This is a genomic window from Spirillospora sp. NPDC046719, assembly GCF_040645715.1.
Lineage (GTDB): Bacteria > Actinomycetota > Actinomycetes > Streptosporangiales > Streptosporangiaceae > Spirillospora.
In genome coordinates, this window is sequence record NZ_JBEYYT010000206.1 from 1 (window position 1) to 16,251 (window position 16,251).

15 protein-coding genes are annotated in these 16,251 nt (G+C 74.7%); 9 read left to right on the forward strand and 6 right to left on the reverse strand.

The annotated features are described in order from the left end of the window. Positions 1 to 70 precede the first annotated feature (70 nt). Positions 71 to 616 (reverse strand): FHA domain-containing protein, encoded by a 546-nt coding sequence (locus ABZ914_RS29605; protein ID WP_500197195.1) that lies wholly within the window; start codon positions 614 to 616, stop codon positions 71 to 73. Here ABZ914_RS29605 and ABZ914_RS29610 point away from each other — a divergent pair. Continuing rightward, the gene (locus ABZ914_RS29610; RefSeq protein ID WP_500197196.1) at positions 590 to 1,393 is read left to right on the forward strand and encodes a hypothetical protein; all 804 of its coding nucleotides are present in this window, start codon (positions 590 to 592) and stop codon (positions 1,391 to 1,393) included. The genes ABZ914_RS29605 and ABZ914_RS29610 overlap by 27 nt on opposite strands. Here ABZ914_RS29610 and ABZ914_RS29615 read toward each other — a convergent pair. The 5 genes from ABZ914_RS29615 to ABZ914_RS29635 all read right to left on the reverse strand — a co-directional run bounded on the left by ABZ914_RS29615 (position 1,297) and on the right by ABZ914_RS29635 (position 8,095). Next, entirely contained in the window at positions 1,297 to 2,073 is a 777-nt protein-coding gene (locus ABZ914_RS29615) for a 4Fe-4S single cluster domain-containing protein (protein ID WP_500197198.1), read from the reverse strand. The genes ABZ914_RS29610 and ABZ914_RS29615 overlap by 97 nt on opposite strands. After that, positions 2,070 to 3,983, reverse strand: coding sequence for an AAA family ATPase (locus tag ABZ914_RS29620; RefSeq protein WP_190865583.1), 1,914 nt, complete (start codon positions 3,981 to 3,983; stop codon positions 2,070 to 2,072). Before ABZ914_RS29620 ends, ABZ914_RS29615 begins: the two co-directional genes overlap by 4 nt. Before the next feature lie 97 nt (positions 3,984 to 4,080). Continuing rightward, entirely contained in the window at positions 4,081 to 5,208 is a 1,128-nt protein-coding gene (locus ABZ914_RS29625; protein ID WP_500197201.1) for a response regulator receiver protein, read from the reverse strand. Then, a complete protein-coding gene (locus tag ABZ914_RS29630; protein ID WP_500197202.1) occupies positions 5,205 to 7,595 on the reverse strand; it encodes a serine/threonine-protein kinase in 2,391 nt (796 codons plus the stop codon). Before ABZ914_RS29630 ends, ABZ914_RS29625 begins: the two co-directional genes overlap by 4 nt. 11 nt (positions 7,596 to 7,606) lie before the next feature. After that, entirely contained in the window at positions 7,607 to 8,095 is a 489-nt protein-coding gene (locus ABZ914_RS29635) for a DUF4282 domain-containing protein (RefSeq protein ID WP_500197204.1), read from the reverse strand. Positions 8,096 to 8,638: 543 nt separating this feature from the next. Between ABZ914_RS29635 and ABZ914_RS29640 the strand changes: the two genes are divergently transcribed. The 8 genes from ABZ914_RS29640 to ABZ914_RS29675 form a co-directional block, all read left to right on the forward strand. Further along, entirely contained in the window at positions 8,639 to 9,583 is a 945-nt protein-coding gene (locus ABZ914_RS29640) for a hypothetical protein (protein ID WP_500197205.1), read from the forward strand. A 54-nt stretch (positions 9,584 to 9,637) separates the two neighbouring features. Beyond that, positions 9,638 to 10,354: a Flp pilus assembly protein CpaB gene (gene cpaB / locus ABZ914_RS29645; protein ID WP_190865573.1), complete on the forward strand. Its 717-nt coding sequence runs from the start codon at positions 9,638 to 9,640 to the stop codon at positions 10,352 to 10,354. A gap of 8 nt (positions 10,355 to 10,362) precedes the next feature. After that, a complete protein-coding gene (locus ABZ914_RS29650) occupies positions 10,363 to 11,916 on the forward strand; it encodes a CpaE/TadZ family protein (protein ID WP_500197208.1) in 1,554 nt (517 codons plus the stop codon). Between the two features lie 4 nt (positions 11,917 to 11,920). Beyond that, the gene (locus tag ABZ914_RS29655; protein ID WP_500197209.1) at positions 11,921 to 12,304 is read left to right on the forward strand and encodes a TadE/TadG family type IV pilus assembly protein; all 384 of its coding nucleotides are present in this window, start codon (positions 11,921 to 11,923) and stop codon (positions 12,302 to 12,304) included. Positions 12,305 to 12,308: 4 nt separating this feature from the next. Continuing rightward, entirely contained in the window at positions 12,309 to 13,628 is a 1,320-nt protein-coding gene (locus ABZ914_RS29660; protein ID WP_500197211.1) for a TadA family conjugal transfer-associated ATPase, read from the forward strand. Further along, positions 13,625 to 14,548 carry a type II secretion system F family protein gene (locus tag ABZ914_RS29665; protein ID WP_500197212.1) on the forward strand — a complete coding sequence of 308 codons (924 nt, stop codon included), beginning with the start codon at positions 13,625 to 13,627 and terminating at the stop codon, positions 14,546 to 14,548. The genes ABZ914_RS29660 and ABZ914_RS29665 overlap by 4 nt, the downstream gene beginning before the upstream one ends. Before the next feature lie 9 nt (positions 14,549 to 14,557). After that, the gene (locus ABZ914_RS29670; RefSeq protein ID WP_500197214.1) at positions 14,558 to 15,457 is read left to right on the forward strand and encodes a type II secretion system F family protein; all 900 of its coding nucleotides are present in this window, start codon (positions 14,558 to 14,560) and stop codon (positions 15,455 to 15,457) included. Between the two features lie 37 nt (positions 15,458 to 15,494). Continuing rightward, a partial coding sequence (locus ABZ914_RS29675; RefSeq protein ID WP_500197215.1) for a DUF8745 domain-containing protein occupies positions 15,495 to 16,251 on the forward strand: 757 nt, incomplete at its 3' end.

Here is a 16,251-nt window from a genome sequence, read left to right on the forward strand (position 1 = left end):
CTAATGCACAGGCCCCGGGTGTTCTCGGAACCGCGGGGCCGTTTCCTGTCGGTCGTACCGGTCGCTCGTGCTAGGCGAGCTGGACCGTGCCGGTCACGTCGGCGGCCAGGCGGAGCTGGTCGCCGTCGCGCAGCGGGGCCTCCACGCCGCGGGGGAGCCGCTCGCCGTTGACGAACGTCCCGTTGGTGGAGCCCTCGTCGCGGACCCAGGCCGTCCCGGACGGGTCGAGCCAGACCGTCGAGTGCCGCCGCGACACGTTGTCGTACTGGGTGAACGTGGCGGCCACCGGCGACTGGCCGGCGTCCCGGCCGAGCACCAGGTGCTGGCCGACGGAGACCTTCAGCTCGCCGGTCGGGAACTGGACCCGCAGGACGGGCGTGCCCTTCTGGGGCAGCGGCCGGCCGCACGAGTTGCACTGCGCGGCGCCCGGGTTGGTCAGCACGGCCTCGCAGTACGGGCACATGAACGCCGTGCTGTCGGGCTGCTGCGGGTGCTGGTGCCCCCGCTGCTGGTCGGGCGGCAGCAGGGTCGCCTCGCGGCCGTGCGGCGGCGGGATCGGCGGCTGCTGCTGCGGCGGCGGGCCGTACTGGTGGTCCGCCGGACCGGGCTGCGGCATGTACTGGTCCGGCTGCTGCTGGTACGGCTGCTCGGGCTGGTACTGCGGTTCCGGCTGCCGGTACTGGTCGGGCGGCGGCTGGTGCTGCTGCGGAGGCGCACCCCACTGGTCCGGCTGCTGCTGTTGCTGCTGCGGCGGCATGGACCACGGGTCCGCCGGCTGCTGCCCCTGCTGCGGAGCCCCATGCTGCGGCTGGCCGTGCTGCGGCTGCTGCGGCGGCGGGCCCCACTGATCAGGCTGCTGCTGCGGCGGCGGCCCCCACTGGTCCGGCTGCTGCTGCGGGGGCGGCCCCCACTGGTCCTGCGACGGCTGGCCGTGCTGGGGCGGGAGCCCGCCCTGCTGGGGCGCACCGTGCTGAGGGGCACCGTGCTGGGGAGCACCGTGCTGCGGAGGCTGCTGGTAGTCGTGCTGGGGCGGCTGCTGGTACGGCTGGCCTTGCTGCGGCGGGAAGCCGCCGTGCTGGGGAGCGCCGTGCTGCGGAGCACCGTGCTGGGGCGGGCCGCCGTGCTGTGGGGCACCGTGCTGGGGGGCGCCATGCTGTGGAGCGCCGTGCTGCGGCGGGCCCTGGTCGTACCCGCCCGGACCGGCCCGGTGGCCGCCCCCCGGGCGCGCCAGGTTGGCCCCGCAGCTCAGGCAGAGCAGATCGCCCTGCTGGTACGGCTCGTCACAGACAGGACAGTTCAAGGTCGCCATGACACATCCCCCGAGCGCACGCCGGCGCGTTCGAGCCTCGACGTGAGGTGCTCCATGTCACCCCTTCGCGGGATCCCGATGTAGTACACCCGCCTTCCCTCCGGCCCTTCGTCCACGGACACCTGCACTCGGGGCCCTGCGTGTTCCCTAGTCTTACCGATGCCGGCCGATGCCCCGTACCGCTCCTCCCCCAGCGGGGTGAGCGGGACGGCGCGCTGGTTCGCCGACCCCCTCCAGAGTAGAGAGCCACCTTCCGGGTGTCGCCCCCTCGGGTTGAGCCGGTCGACGTACGGCCCCGCCATCACGGCATCGCACAGGTCGAGGATCTCGCGCGACCCCCGGACCCGCGAAAGCCGAGAGTAGACATATCCGCTGTAAACCAATATGTCCAATGGCATCGTCTCACGCCGCGCGGCACGCCACGCGCGGATCCCGCGCAGCAGGGCGGCGAGCGCCTCGGGCTGCTGGAACGGCTCCCCGCCGGAGATCGTGATCCCGTCCAGCGGGCCTGGAAGGGACTCCAGCCAGCCGAGGACGGCCTCGACCGGCACGGCCTTGGCCGGGTCCGCCTCCCAGGTGTCGCGGGACAGGCAGCCGTGGCAGTGCAGCGTGCAGCCCTGCGTCCAGATGCCCGCGCGGGTGCCGGGGCCGAGTGTGGTCACCGGATAGTGCGCCTTGGCGAGCAGCAGCGCGGGAGCCTCGTCCGGGGGCTCGCCGGGGGAGACGGGCTCGCCGGGGGAGGGGACGGGGGGGCCGGCGGTCACTGGATGTCCAGGTGGACGATGCCGCCCTCGCGCCGGATCCCGTACACGGTGATCCGCTCGTCGGAGCCCAGCTCGCGGTCGAACAGCGCGCGCGCTAGCGGGTTGACGAAGTGCGACTCCAGCGCCATGCCGATGCCCCGGCCGCCCTTGTCGAGCTCGTCGGTGCACCAGTCGCGGAGCGTCTGCAGCGCGTCGTCCCGCACCGTCAGCATGAGCCGGTGCTCGTCGGCGACCCGCTTGCAGATGTTCGCGAACTGCAGGTCGAAGATCTTGTGCGCGGCGTCGCCGGAGATGAAGTCGAACACCACGATGTTGTCGCCGAACCGGTTGAGCAGCTCCGGGCGGTTCAGCACCTCGGTGAAGTGCGCGGCGACCGCGTCCTTGATCCGCTGCTCCACCTCGAAGTAGGACATCCCGGGTGTGATGTTGCGCACCCGGTCGCCCGCGAGCGCCGGGACGGCCTCCAGCATGCCCGGCTCGCGGCCCGGCACGAACATCCCGAGGTTCGAGGTGAAGATCAGGATCGACTCGGAGAAGTGCACGGTGTTGCCGCGCCCGTCGGTGAGCCGCCCGTCCTCCAGGATCTGCAGGAACTTGTCCAGGATCCGCGGATGCGCCTTCTCGATCTCGTCGAACAGGATCACCCGGAACGGGTCCTCCCGCACGGCGTTGGTCAGCTCGCCGCCCGCCTCGTGCCCGACGTACCCGGGCGGCGCCCCGATCAGCCGGTCCCCGGAGCCCTCGGCGGAGAACTCGCTCATGTCGAAGCGCAGGTAGGCCGACTCGTCGCCGAACACCAGCTCGGTGATCGCCTTGGCCAGCTCGGTCTTGCCGGTGCCGGTCGGCCCGGCGAAGAACAGCACGCCGCGCGGCCGGCTGCCGGACCGGGTCGCCTGCGCGCCCGACAGGCCCAGCACCGCCCGCTTGAGGATGTCGAGGGTCTTGGTGACGGCCTGCGGCTGCCCGATCACCCGCTCCGGGACGCGCTTCTCGCCCTCCAGCACCCGGCGCCGCAGGTGCCCGCGGCTCCACGGGTTGTCGAGGACGCCGAGCTTGTACGTGCGGACCGCGTCCGGCAGGTCCGCCAGGTCGACGTTGCGCTCCTTCGCCAGCCGCGTCACCTCGATCATCGACTGGAGGGTGAGCCCGTCGGCCTGCTCGGCGAACGAGTCGCACGCCGCCGCGGCGGCCTCATCCGCGCCGACGTCGCTCACCCCGAACGCGCGGGCCAGCAGCCGCGCCGTCTCCTGCCGGTCGCCGAGGTGCGGGCGCGGGATCGTGATCTCGCGGATCGTGTCGTTGTCGGCGGTCAGCCAGGACGGCAGGTCGCCCGGCCGCTCCACCAGCCACACCACCGGGTTGTACAGCGGCTTAGGCCGCGCCCCGTTCCCCCGGACGGGCCGGGCCGTCCGCGACAGCTTCGCGCAGAACCGGAAGAAGTCCCGCTCGGCCGGCTCCATCTCGGTCGGGGTGCGGGCGATCCGCGACGCCGAGTCGATGACGAACGCGGCGCGCACGTTCTCCTGCGGCCGCGCCACCGCCGCCAGGTGCCGGGTCAGCGCCTCCAGCGACGGCCGCTCGTCCTTGATCTTGCCGAGCACCCGCTCGGCGGCGCGCTCCGCCTCGTCGCCGGCCTCGTCGCCCGGGGGCGGGACGATCTCCAGGCCGTCCACCGGGTCGTACACCACCATGAACGACGCGCCGCTGGCGCGCAGCGTCTCCCACAGCAGGGACCGCAGCGGCAGCAGCCGCGCGGGGCCGCCGCCCTCGGCCGGCGGCGCCAGGAAGCTGTCGTACAGGTTCCCCGACAGGACGTACTGGGAGTGCACCGACAGCGTCGCGTCGAGTTCGCGGATGAACGGCGGCCAGCCCTGCAGCCGGCCGCCCAGGGTCGGCGAATCAATGCTCATCTGGCTCGCTCCACTCCGCATGTCCCGAGGGGCGCCGGCCTCCCGCGCCCCGCGGCCCCCATTCTCCGATCACGCGCCGCCGACGGGAGACGGCACGTCACGTGGGACGCTCCCGGCGGCGTTCGCGTTGCCCCGAACGCCCACCAGTCTGCCGTGACGCGCCGCCGACCGGCAGTTCCCGCACCCCGGGATCCACCCGCCAGGACACCTGCGAGCGGATCCCGCCGTCCGCCAGCCGCGCCCGCGCCGCCTCGAACGCCGCGCACCACTCGCGCTCCCGCTCGACGTCCACGCGCCGGTCGTCCTCGCTCTCGGCGGGCCGCTCCCGGACCATCGCCGCCTCGACGCGCGCGGCGCCGTCGACCCGCATCCGCACGCTGTGGTCGGGCCAGGCGCCCTTGGTCAGCACCACCGAGCCGTCCCCGGCGGTCAGCGTCTCGAAACCCGGCTGGACCTCGTAGCCCATGTCCTCGAACGCGGCGGTGATCGAGTCGAGCACGTACCGGCGCTCCGCCTCGGCCTGCTCGGCGGCCTCCCGCTCGGCGGCGCGGCGCCGCGCCAGCTCGCGCGCGTCCTCGGTGCGCCGGTTGGCCTCCCGGATCCGCAGCCGGACCTCGTGCAGGACGCTCTCGGCCTCCTCGGCGGTGCCGACGGCGGCGAGGAGGCGGGCCGCCTCGGCGACCGCGCGGCGCTCGTCCTCGGCGGCGTCGGGCAGTAGCCGCGCCATGATCCGTTCGAGGGTCCGCTGGGTGTCGTCGCCGCCGCGGCGGGGCGGCGGGGTCCTGCCGGTGTCGGCGCGGAGGCCCTCGGCGGGTGCGGTGAAGACCTGCGCGGTGACCTGCGCGGCGAGATGCTCCGACAGGCGGCGCTCGGCCTCGTCCAGGAGCCGGTCCGTCGTCGCGCACCAAGCGGTCAGCTCCTGCGCGGACTCCTCGCCGGGCCGCAGCGGCGGCGGCAGCGCCACGTCCGCGCCGAGCTTGGCGCGGGTCTCGGCGAGCGCCGCGATGCGCGCGTTGCGCTCCACGACCTCCCGCAGCGCCCGCTCGTGCGTGCGGACCTCGGCGAGCGCGGCCTCCCGCGCCTCGGCCCGTCCCGCGGCGAGCGCGGCCAGCGCCTGCGCGCCGCGTCCCGCCGCGTCGCCGCCGCGGCCGAGCACCCGGTTCATGCCCAGGGTCAGCACGACCGCCGCGTCCAGCACGATGTCGGCCTCGACGCCGCTGCTCATGTGGGGGTCCCTCCGGGGTGGCTCGTGCGGGCCTGCTGCCAGCGGTGCATCCGGACACCGGCCGCCACCGCGTGCGCGACGGCCCCGGCGACCATCACCAGCACCCACAGCACGCTCGCGATGGACGTCAGCGCCGCCGCCAGGAGAAGCAGGATCAGCAGCGGCACCGTACCGGCGAGGAGCAGGAGCCCGCAGCCCCGCCGGTCGTTGCGGCGCGCGGCGCCGGACATCGTGCGCGACGCCCGCGACAGTCCCCGGCCGCCCGCGCCGAGCACCTTCGATATCAGCGACCACGGCCCGTACGGGAGATAGTCGCCGCCCTGCGCGCGCGCCAGCAGCACCTCGGCGCCGCACTGCACGCCCCACGCGATGACCGCCAGGACGGCGAGCGCCGCGAACGGCACGCCGCCGCCCGACGACGCGTGCAGCCCCACCGAGGTCGTCCCGTCGTCGTGCTTCCCGGCGCCGAACAGGCTGCCGACGACCCAACTGCCCGCCAGCCAGATCGCCAGGATCGGCAGCGACCACACGACCGCCCGCGTCACCGCAGCGCCGCGCCCCGCGAGGCGCTGCCGCTCCCGGTCCGCCCACTGCGCCCGCAGTTCCTCCGAACGACGCGCCGCCGCGTGCCGGTCGCGCGCCCGCGCCTCCGCCTCCACGACGGCCTCCGGCAGCGCGCGCGCGACCGCGAGCAGCCGCAGCGGATCGTCGCCCGCCCCGTCCGCCATCCACGCGAACCACGGCACCGGCTCCGCGACGGCCGCCCTGGCCCGCGCCGCGCCCTCGGCCAGCGACCGGTGCGCCTCCGCGGGCCGGGCCGCCAGCGCGAGCAGCGCCAGCAGCACGGCCGGCGGGTTCCCCGCCTCCGCGTCCGGCAGCCGCGCCGCCAGCCCGGCCGGCGTCGCGTCCTGGGCGCGCAGCCAGCGCGCGAGGTCGTTCCATGCCGCGACGTGTGCGCGCCACTGGCCGTCGATCCCGGCCAGCTCCCCGGCGCCCGCGAAACCCGCCAGGACGCGCAGCAGGCCGTGCTCCCACAGGTCCCGCCCCATCCGGCACGCGAGGCGATGGTCGGGGTGCCGGGGATCGTCCGCGAGGGCGGCGAGCGCGAGCAGGTCCTCGGCGGACGTCCTGCGGCCGAGGTAGTGGGGCGGCAGCGCCGGATCCAGCCACAGGACCAGATGCAGCAGCTTCACGTCCGGCGGCAGCGCCGACGTCAGCGGTCCGTCCACCAGCGCGATGCGGCTGTCGTCCGGTACGCCCGCGAGCCACTCCCGCAGGCTCCGCCACGCCTCGCCGGACTCCCCGCGCCCGAAGAAGTACTGCGCGGCGTCGTCCCAGTTCTCCACCAGCGCGCGCGCCAGGTCCTCGCGCCTCGCATAGCGGGCGCCGAGGAACGGCAGTCCGACGCCCGGCTGCGCGGCCTCCTCCACGACCTGCGGGGACGCGCCGCCCAGCCACTCGGCGACCTGCTCGCCGGTCCACCTGTGCCGCGGATCGCGCGTCAGCAGGCCCTGGCAGAGCAGCCGCAGCCGCGCGTCCGGGACGTCGTCCGCGCTCACCGGACGCGTCGCCAGATGATCGACCACCACGGTCTCGCTCATCCCGCGGAACGGCGCCCGGCCCGTCGCGCACTCCCGCACGATCATCCCGAGCGACCACCAGTCCCGGGCCGGGGACACCTGCCCCGACAGCGACTCCGGCGCCGCGTACGCCAGCGTCCGCGACGACGACGCGAACACCACGCTCTCGTCGAGCACCTTGCTCAGCCCGAAGTCGGCGATCGCCAGCCGCAGCGGCTCCGCCTCCAGGACCAGCACGTTCTCCGGCTTCAGGTCGCGGTGGACGATGCCCGCGCGGTGCAGCGCCGCCAGCCCGTCCGCCAGCTGCGCCGCGATCTCCCTGACGGTCCCCTCCGGCAGGGGGCCGTCGATCAGGTTGCGCAGGTTGCCGTCCGGCGCGTACGCGGTGACCTCGTAGTCACGGCCGTCCGCGTGGCCCGTCTCGACGATGCGCAGCACGTGCGGCGAGTCCAGCGACGGCAGCTTCGCCCACACGTCCCGGTCGGCGTGGTACCCGCGGCGGAACACCTTCGCCACGAACCGGTCGCCCCGCTCGTCCCGCACCAGCAGCAGGTCCGACTCCGCGCCCTGCACCGGCAGCTCGGCGACAGCCTCGTACCGCTCCGCCAGCGCCGCCGGAAGGCGCATCAGCGGATCGCCGGCCGCCTGCCCGTCCCGCCGCGTCGCCCCGGGCCCGGACGCCGGCGGCGTGCGCGGCGCGGGCACCCGCTCGTCCCGCCGGGTCGCCCCGGCGTCCCGCCGCGTGTCCCGCGTCCCGCTCCCGCCGGATCCGGCCTCGCCGGACCCGGTCGCGTCGAATTCGCCCACCGCAGCCCCGTCTAGTCCTTGTCCTTGATGATCCGGAGGTACTCGACCTCCTTGAACCTGACGACCATCGCCTCCATGAAGATCCGAGCCAGGATCGCCTCGAAGAACCAGATCACGGGCGAGGCGCAGATGATGACGAGGCCGAGCAGCCAGCCATTGCGCAGGCCCATGACCCAGATCCCGATCACCACGACGAGCAGGGCGGAGAGGCTGATCAGCAGCAGCGACAGGACGTAGAAGAGCTTGATGAGCTTCGGCGTGACGAGATGGTTGAAATTCGCGTCGAACAGCGCGCTGATCAGGCCCTTCTCCTGCGGGCCGCGAGGAGGCTGCCAGCTCTGCGGCTGCTGGTAGGGGCCGGTGCCGTAGGTGCCGGGCGGGCGAGGGCCGGGGACGGGTCCGGGCTGCTGCTGCGGCGGCGGGCCGTACGGTCCCCCGCCGGGGCCGGACGGGGGGCCCGGGGGGCGCGGTGATTGGCCGGGGTCCGATGGGTGCGTCATCGCCGTCGTCTCCAGTCTGGGGCCGCCTATGGGAAGACTCTAGAGCCTGATCCGGGCGTGCGGACGGAACGGGACGCGCGGCTCACCGGGCGTGCCGCGGTTCTCCCGGACGCGGCCGATGGGCACGCTGCGGGATTCCGCTGGCACGGGTGGTGACGGGAATGTCGCGAAACGGGGCGGCGGGCGAGCCGGGCATGGTATTCGAGTCCATTCTCTGAGACATGGGCCCGAGGACCCTCTTTCGGCGGCCGCCCCGTGGGGCCAGGGGCTTAGGGTCCTTCGCTCACCTGCGGATTTTTCGTTCATTCGATAATTGGTCAAGAAAAGTTCACCTTACTGGTGCACCCTTCTTGGGATCGGTCCAACCGAATATCGGGTAACTTCTCACGAGTCCGTCAGATTGGCCGTTTCAATTCTTGATCGTGGCGTATTTCGATGGTTGTCGTGGCACGCGACTCCGGAAATCCGGCGCGGCGCCGTACCGGGCCGTCCGGACGGCCCGGTGGAGGGTGTGGTGAGGCACGTGACCTTTCGGGGCCCCGCGTGACGCTGGTGATGCTCCCCGACGACGTTCCCGGCCTGGGCGTCTTCCGCGGCGTGGCGGCCGAGCGGTTCCGGGCGGGGTTCTCGCCGCTGTCGGACGAGGGGCTGGAGTTCACCGCCCGGATCGGGAGCACGCTGGCCGAGCGTCCGGCGGTGCTCGCCCTCTACCCGTCGTGGCGGCCGGACGCGGCGGGCCGGCTGCTGCGGTTCGCGCGCGCGTCGCTGGGGACGCGCCGCCTGGCGATCGTCCCGCTCGACCTCCCGCCGCTCGCGCTGTCGCTGGTGGCCGACCAGCTGGCCTTCCTCGCCCCGTACGTCGAGCCGGGGACGCTCGCGACCGTCGCGCCGCGGCTCGCCGGGCTGCTGGTCGCCGGGGCGCGGGTGAACAGCGTCACCCGGCTGGAGCACGTGCCGACGGGCTTCGGTGATCACCTCGCCTCGTACCTGCCCGGCAGCGAGTTCCTGGTCACGGCGGCCCCGTATCCGTCGGTCATGCGGGCCGGGCCGGACACGGCGCCGGTGACCGGTGACGCGCCGCGGCCCCCGGTGGTCGTGCTGGCGGCCGAGCACGGCGGCGACGGCGGCTGGGTCCGCGACCGGCTGGGGCCGGCGCTCGGCGCGGTGTCGGTGTCGATGGTCGCCGACCAGCCGCTCGGCGCCGACTACTGGCGCGCGAAGAGGTACGTGGAGTTCGTCGCGTTCAGCGGGGACAGCGGCGTGCTGCAGGCGACGCTGCGCGAGGCGGCCTGCGAGCCCTGCCCCTGGTGTGGCATGGCGGTCGGCTCGCCGGTCTGCCCGTTCTGCGAAATGGTCCAGCCCGTCCGGACGCCGCCGCCACCCGGTGTGGTGCCGCCGCCGCACGGTCACGCCGCCGCCCCGGCACGGCCGCTTCCGGTGCAGCAGCCGCAGCCGCCGCCGGCGCGGCTCGTCAGCGCGCCTCCCTGAAACCGGGCCCGGCGCCCCTGAATCCCCGTCCCCGTCGTATGCGAACGGAGTCACATGAACCCCCGACAGCGCCGCGGCGTGCTGCTCATGATCCTCGCGGCGGTGGGCGCCGTGACGGTGTTCGTGTCGGTGCTCGGCTATGTCGGCTCGGTGCGCGCCGAGGTCGGCGAGAAACGGCAGGTGCTGCGGTTGAAGGTCGCCGTCCCCGCGTACGGGCGGCTCGACCCGGGCATGGTCGAGCGCGTCGAGATGCCGGCCAAGTGGTCGCCGGACACGATGCTCACCGATCCGGCGTCCGTCGCGGGCAAGGTCGCGCCGACCGCGCTGGTCGCGGGCGCCTACCTGCAGCAGGGCATGCTGATCGACGCGCCGCTGCTGCAGCCCGGCCAGCGCGAGATCGCCATCATGATCGACGCGGAGACGGGCGTGGCGGGCAAGGTCAAGCCCGGCATGGTCGTCGACATCTACGCGACGTTCCAGCAGCAGTCGCAGCGCGACCAGCGGTCCTGCGCGTCCCGGATCATCCGGCGCGCGCAGGTGATCCAGGTCGGCCGGACGACCCGGCAGCATTCGGGGTCCAACGCGCAGGACGTGAACACGGTCGTGCCGATCACGTTCGCGCTGGCGGCCGACGACAGCGTGAAGCTGACCTACGCGGAGGCGTTCGCGAGCCATGTCCGGCTCGCGCTGATCGGCGGCGACCAGGCCGACGCGGCGAGCGATCCGGTGCGCAAGCTCGGCGCGATCTGCGACATGCCGGCGGCCCGGTGAACGGCCCCGTGACCGGACGGCCCGTCCGGGTGCTGCTGGCCACGGCCGACCGCGACCTGGCGTCGCTGCTGAACGCGCAGTTCCGCGAGCTCGGCGCGGTCGAGGTCGCCGGGGTGGAGACGAGCACCGGCGACGTGGTGGGCGCGGCGGCGGGCGCCCCCGGACTGGACGTGGTGCTGCTGCACCAGGCGCTCGGGCCGCTGCCGGCGCTCGACCTGATCCGCGAGCTGGGCGTCCGGCATCCGCACCTGCCGGTGGTGCTGATCGCGGAGGAGGCGACGGCGGAGACGTTCGGCGCGGCGATGGCGGCGGGCGCGCGCGGGGTGATCTCGACGGAGCCGACCCTGTCGGAGCTGCAGGGCCGGGTGGAGGCGGCGGCGGAGTGGGCCCGGACGATGCGCCGGCACTTCGACTCGTCCGAGGACGGCCCGCTGCCCGGCCGCGTCGGGACGGTGCTGGCGGTGTGCGGCGCCAAGGGCGGGACGGGCGCGACGACGATCGCGGTGCATCTCGCCGTGGCGGCGGCGACGGCCGGCCGCGGGGTGTGCCTGGTGGACCTGGACCTGCAGAAGGGCGACGCCGCCGGCTACCTGGACGTCGTGCACCGGCGCAGCATCGCCGACCTCGTCGGGGCGGCCGACGACCTGGACGGCCCGACGCTCGCCGAGGCGCTGTTCGTGCACCGCCTCGGCCTGCACCTGCTGCCGGCCCCGGCGGAGGGGGAGCGGGCCGAGGACGTCCCGGCCCGCGCGGCGCGGCAGATCCTCGCCGCGCTGCGGGCCCGGTACCAGGTGGTGATCGTCGACTGCGGCGCCCAGCTGTCGGAGGCGAGCGCGATGGCGGTGGAGCTGGCCGACCGGGTGGTGATCGCGGCGACCCCGGACCTGCCCGCCCTGCGCGGCGCGAAGCGGCTGGTGAAGATGTGGGGGCGGCTGCGCGTCCGCAAGGAGGAGGACGCCGCGGTCCTGCTGAACCGGCACGACCGCCGCAACGAGATCCAGCCGGACCTGGCCGCGAAGATCGTCGGGGTGGGGCTGCTCGGGACGACGGTCCCGGCGGTGTACCGGGCGCTGGAGGACGCGTCGAACACCGGTTCGCCGGAGGCGGTGAAGAGCTCCGACTTCCGCAAGGCGATCAGCGGGCTGGTCCGCGAGACGGGCCTGCTGGACGATCCGGGGGCGCAGGAGGGGGCGCACGACCGGGGCGCGGCGTCGGTGGACTTCGCGGCGATCGTCCCGCTGGTCGGGCTGGTGCTGCTGCTCTGCTGGCAGGCGCTGCTGACCGGGCTGACCTCGATGTACGCGAGCCACGCGGCGGACGAGGCGGCGCGGGCGGTGGCGGTGGTCGGCTACGACACGCCGGAGGCGAGGCAGGAGGTGCGGCGCCGCGCCGTGGCGCGGGTGGCGGGTCCGTGGGGCGGCGAGGACGTGCTGCACCTCGGGGTCGAGGACGGGTACGCGAAGGTGACGGTGGACGTCCCGGCGGTCCTGCCGGGCTGGTCGTCGACGTTCGGGCTGACCACCCGCGCCAGGATCGTCGACGAGGGCGCGGGGGGCGGGTGACGCCGTGGCCGCCCCCGACACCGTCCGGACCGCGCGTCCCGCCGCCGACCGCGGGACCGCGTCCGTCGAGTTCGCCGCGCTGCTCCCGATCGTGCTGGCGGTCGTGCTGGTCTGCTTCGAGGCGCTCATGGCGTCCGTGACGGTCGAGCGGGTGGAGAACGCGGCGCGGACCGGCGCCCGCGTGGCGGCCATGCGGCAGGACGCGTCGGCCTGCGTCCCGGCGGCGGCCGCGGCCCTGCCGGGCTGGCTGAACGAGCGGACGCTGCGCGGCGGCGAGGCCGGCGGCGACGGCGTGTCCTGCACCGTCCGGGCGAAGGTGCCGCTGCTGTGGCGCGGCGTCCCGCTCGACTACACCGTGACCCGCACCGTCACGATGCCGGAGGGGTGAGCCGATGGGACTGAGGGACCGCCTGGAGGACGAGCGGCTCCACGGCACCGCCGCGAGCCGCGCCGGGGTGTCGCACTGGCGCCGCCGGCTGCTGGAGGAGGTGAACCTCGACGAGCTGGCGCTGCTCGGGCTGGCGCAGCGGCGGGCCCGGCTGGAGAAGGTCACCGGGCACATCGTCGGCCGCGAGGGGCCGGTGCTGTCGCCGGGGGAGCGGGCGGCGCTGATCCGCCGGGTGGTGGACGAGGCGCTCGGCCTCGGCGTGCTCGAACCGCTGCTGGCCGACGAGACCGTCACCGAGATCATGGTGAACGGCCCCGACCACGTGTTCGTGGAGCGGGACGGCCGGGTGCAGCGGGTCGACACCGCGTTCGCCAGCGAGGAGCAGCTGTACCAGACGATCGACCGGATCGTCGCGCAGGTGAACCGCCGGGTGGACGAGTCGAGCCCGATGGTGGACGCGCGGCTGCCGGGCGGCGAGCGGGTCAACGTGATCATCCCGCCGCTGTCGCTGGTGGGGCCGGTGCTGACGATCCGCCGGTTCCCGCGCTCGTACACGATCGAGGAGCTGGCCGCGCGGGCCAGCCTGGACGCGCCGACGGGGCTGCTGCTGGCCGCGTTCGTCCGGGCCCGGCTGAACCTGGTCATCTCGGGCGGCACGGGGACGGGCAAGACGACGATGCTGAACGCGCTGTCGGCGTTCATCCCCGGCCACGAGCGGATCGTCACGATCGAGGACTCGGCGGAGCTGCGGCTGCGGCAGGAGCACGTGGTGCCGCTGGAGTCGCGCCCGCCGAACATCGAGGACAAGGGCCGGATCACGATCCGCGACCTGGTCCGCAACGCGCTGCGGATGCGCCCGGACCGGATCATCGTCGGCGAGGTCCGCGGCGGCGAGACCCTCGACATGCTCCAGGCGATGAACACCGGCCACGAGGGCTCGATGGTGACGGTGCACGCCAACTCCACCGAGGACGCGGTGTACCGGCTGCAGACGCTGGCCAGCATGAGCGACGTCAAGCTGCCGTTCGACACGATCCGCGACCAGATCGACAGCGCCGTCGACGTGATCGTGCACCTCGGCCGGGGTCCGGACGGCTCGCGCCGGATCGTGGAGATCGCGGCGGTGGCGACGCGGCGCGGGGAGCGGCTCCGGCTGGAACCGATCATGAACTTCGAGTCGCTGCCGATCGGGCCGGACCGGGTGGTGCGCGGTGGGTTCCGGCACCGCCCGCTGCCCGCGCCGCTGGCGACCCGGCTGTTCCACGCCGGCGAGGGCGTCCCGGCGGTGTTCGGCGTCCGGGCCGACGAGGGGGAGGGGCGATGAGCCTGCCGGTCATCATGCTGCTGATGGCGGTCACGGGGGTCCTGGCCGTCTGGGGGGCGGGGGAGCTCGCGGCGGGCCGGGAGCTGCGCCGCGGCATCACCGTCCGGTCCCGGCTGGACGGGGAGGCGCCGCCGGACGGCCCGCTCGTCCGGCTCGACCGGCGGCTGCGCGGCACCGAGCTCGGCCGGCTGCTGGCCCGCCGGATCGCCGCGGCGGGACTGGCGATGCGCGTCTCCACGTTCCTGCTGGCGATCGTCGCGGGCGGCCTCGCCGCCATCGCGCTGATCGGCCGGCTGCTCGGGCCGGTGTTCGGCGTCGCCGCCGCCGTCGCGGTCGGGTTCGTGTTCTTCGGCTACCTGCGGCGGCGGGAGGAGCGGCGCAAGGAGGAGTTCGTCGCGCAGCTCCCGGAGCTGGCGCGGGTGCTGTCCAACGCCGCGCAGGCCGGGCTGTCGCTGCGCACCGCGATCGCGCTGGCCGCCGACGAGCTGGACGACCCGGCCCGCACCGAGCTGCGCCGCGCCGCCGACGGGTTGCGGCTCGGCGAGTCGCTGGAGGCGGTGCTCGGCGACCTCGCGGGCCGGCTGCCGTCCCGGGAGCTCGGCGTGCTGGTCAGCACGCTGCTGGTGTCGGCGCGGTCGGGCGGGTCGCTGGTCACCGCGCTGCGCAGCATCGCCGCGACGCTGGAGGACCGCAAGGAGATCCGCCGCGAGGTGCGCACGATCCTCGGCCAGGCGGTGGTGTCGAACTGGGCGGTCGGGATCCTCGGCGTCGCCGGCATCGCCATGATCAACCAGATCGAGCCGGGGGCGCTGCGCGAGATGAGCACCCATCTCACCGGGCAGCTGATGCTCGCGGCCGGCGCGGGGCTGTTCGTGACCAGCCTGGTGGTCATCCGCCGGATCACCCGGATCGACGTGTGAGGTGACCGGATGATCTTCGTGCTGGCGGGCGGCGCCGGGTTCAGCGTGCTGCTGGGCGCCTGGGGCTTCGTCCTGCTCACCGGCGGGGAGCGGGTGGCGGGGTCGGCGCTCGCCGCGTCCGCCCCGGCGCCCGCCGCGCGGCCGGGAAGGGGCGAGGTGTTCGGGCTGAACCGGCTGGCCGGACGGATCGGCCGGCCCTTCGGCCGCCCCCTGATGACCGCGCTCGCCCCCTGGCACCGCCGGATCCGCGAGCGGATCGACGCGGCGGGCCGTCCGGGCGGCATGACGGTCGAGTCGTACGCGCGGATCACCGCCGGGTACGCGGTCCTGTTCGGGTCGCTGGGGGTGCTGCTGCTCAGCGCGGGGCAGGTCCCGATGGGGCTGATCTGCCTCGCCGGGATCTTCCAGAACGAGCTGTTCCTGCTCGGCCGCGCCCGCAGCCGCCGCGACGAGATGCAGCGCGGCATGCCCGACTTCCTCGACGTCCTCGCCGTGACGGTGTCGGCGGGCATGGGGTTCCGGCACTCGCTGGCCCGGGTCGTGGAGAGCATGCCGGGGCCGCTGGCGGACGAGTTCACGATCGCGCTGCGGCAGATGGAGCTCGGCACGTCCCGCCGCGAGGCGTTCGAGGACCTGCGGCGCCGCAACCGGTCGGAGATGCTGAGCCAGTTCGTCACGGCCGTGCTGCAGGCCGAGGAGCTGGGCGCGCCGCTCGCCACCGCGCTCATCGACATCGCCACCGACATGCGCCGCGAGTCCGCGCAGTGGGCGCGGCGCAAGGCGCAGCGGACGACACCGCAGGTCACCGCCGTCACCACCGCCCTCACCCTGCCGGCGCTCATCCTCGTCGTGCTGGGCGCGCTCTTCTACAGCTCGGGAGCTGATCTCGGTGCCGTCCTCGGCCACTGACCCCGTACCGGGCCTGGGCCCCGACCCGGGTCACGGTTTGGGCCCCGTCTTCGGTCCCGTCCCGGGCGGCGCGGGCGGGTGCGAGGCCACGCGGGCCCGGTCGCGGATCGACGCCGCGTTCCGGCTCTTCATGCAGGTCCGGACGCTGATGGCCGCGATCACGCTGCTCGTCCTCGCCGTGCGCGGGCTGACGGTCGCGACGTTCGTCATGGTGGCGTGCGTCGGGCTGCTGTCCTGGCTGGTCTCCCGGCACGTGGACCGGATCGTCCCGCGGCTGCTCGACCACCCGCTGCTCGTCGCGCTCGACCTGTGCGTGGGGTTCGCGGTGCTGGCGGTGTGCGGGCCGTCCGGGCCGTTCTTCCTGTCGACGGTGGCGACCGCGGCGGCGGCGGGGCTGCTGTACCGGTGGCCGGGCATGCTGATCGTGTCCGTCGTGCAGATCGCCGGGTACTTCGTCACGTTCGCCGTCCCGCACGCCGACGTCGGCACGTTCCAGGCGCTGGCCAGCCAGCCCGCCTACTACCCGCTCGCCGGGTTCGCGGGGGTGGCGCTGCGGCGGCTGTTCGAGGAGCACGCGGCGGCGGAGGACGCGCGGGTCGTCGCCGAGGGCATGGCCGCCGCCGCCGAGGAGCGCGCCCGCCTGGCCAGGGAGATGCACGACTCGCTCGCCAAGACGCTGCGGGGCGTCGCGCTCGCCGCGTCCGCGCTGCCCGCGTGGGTCCGCACCGCGCCCGAGCGCGCCGAGCGGGAGGCGGCCCGGCTGGCGGACGCGGCCGAGACCGCGTCCCGCGAGG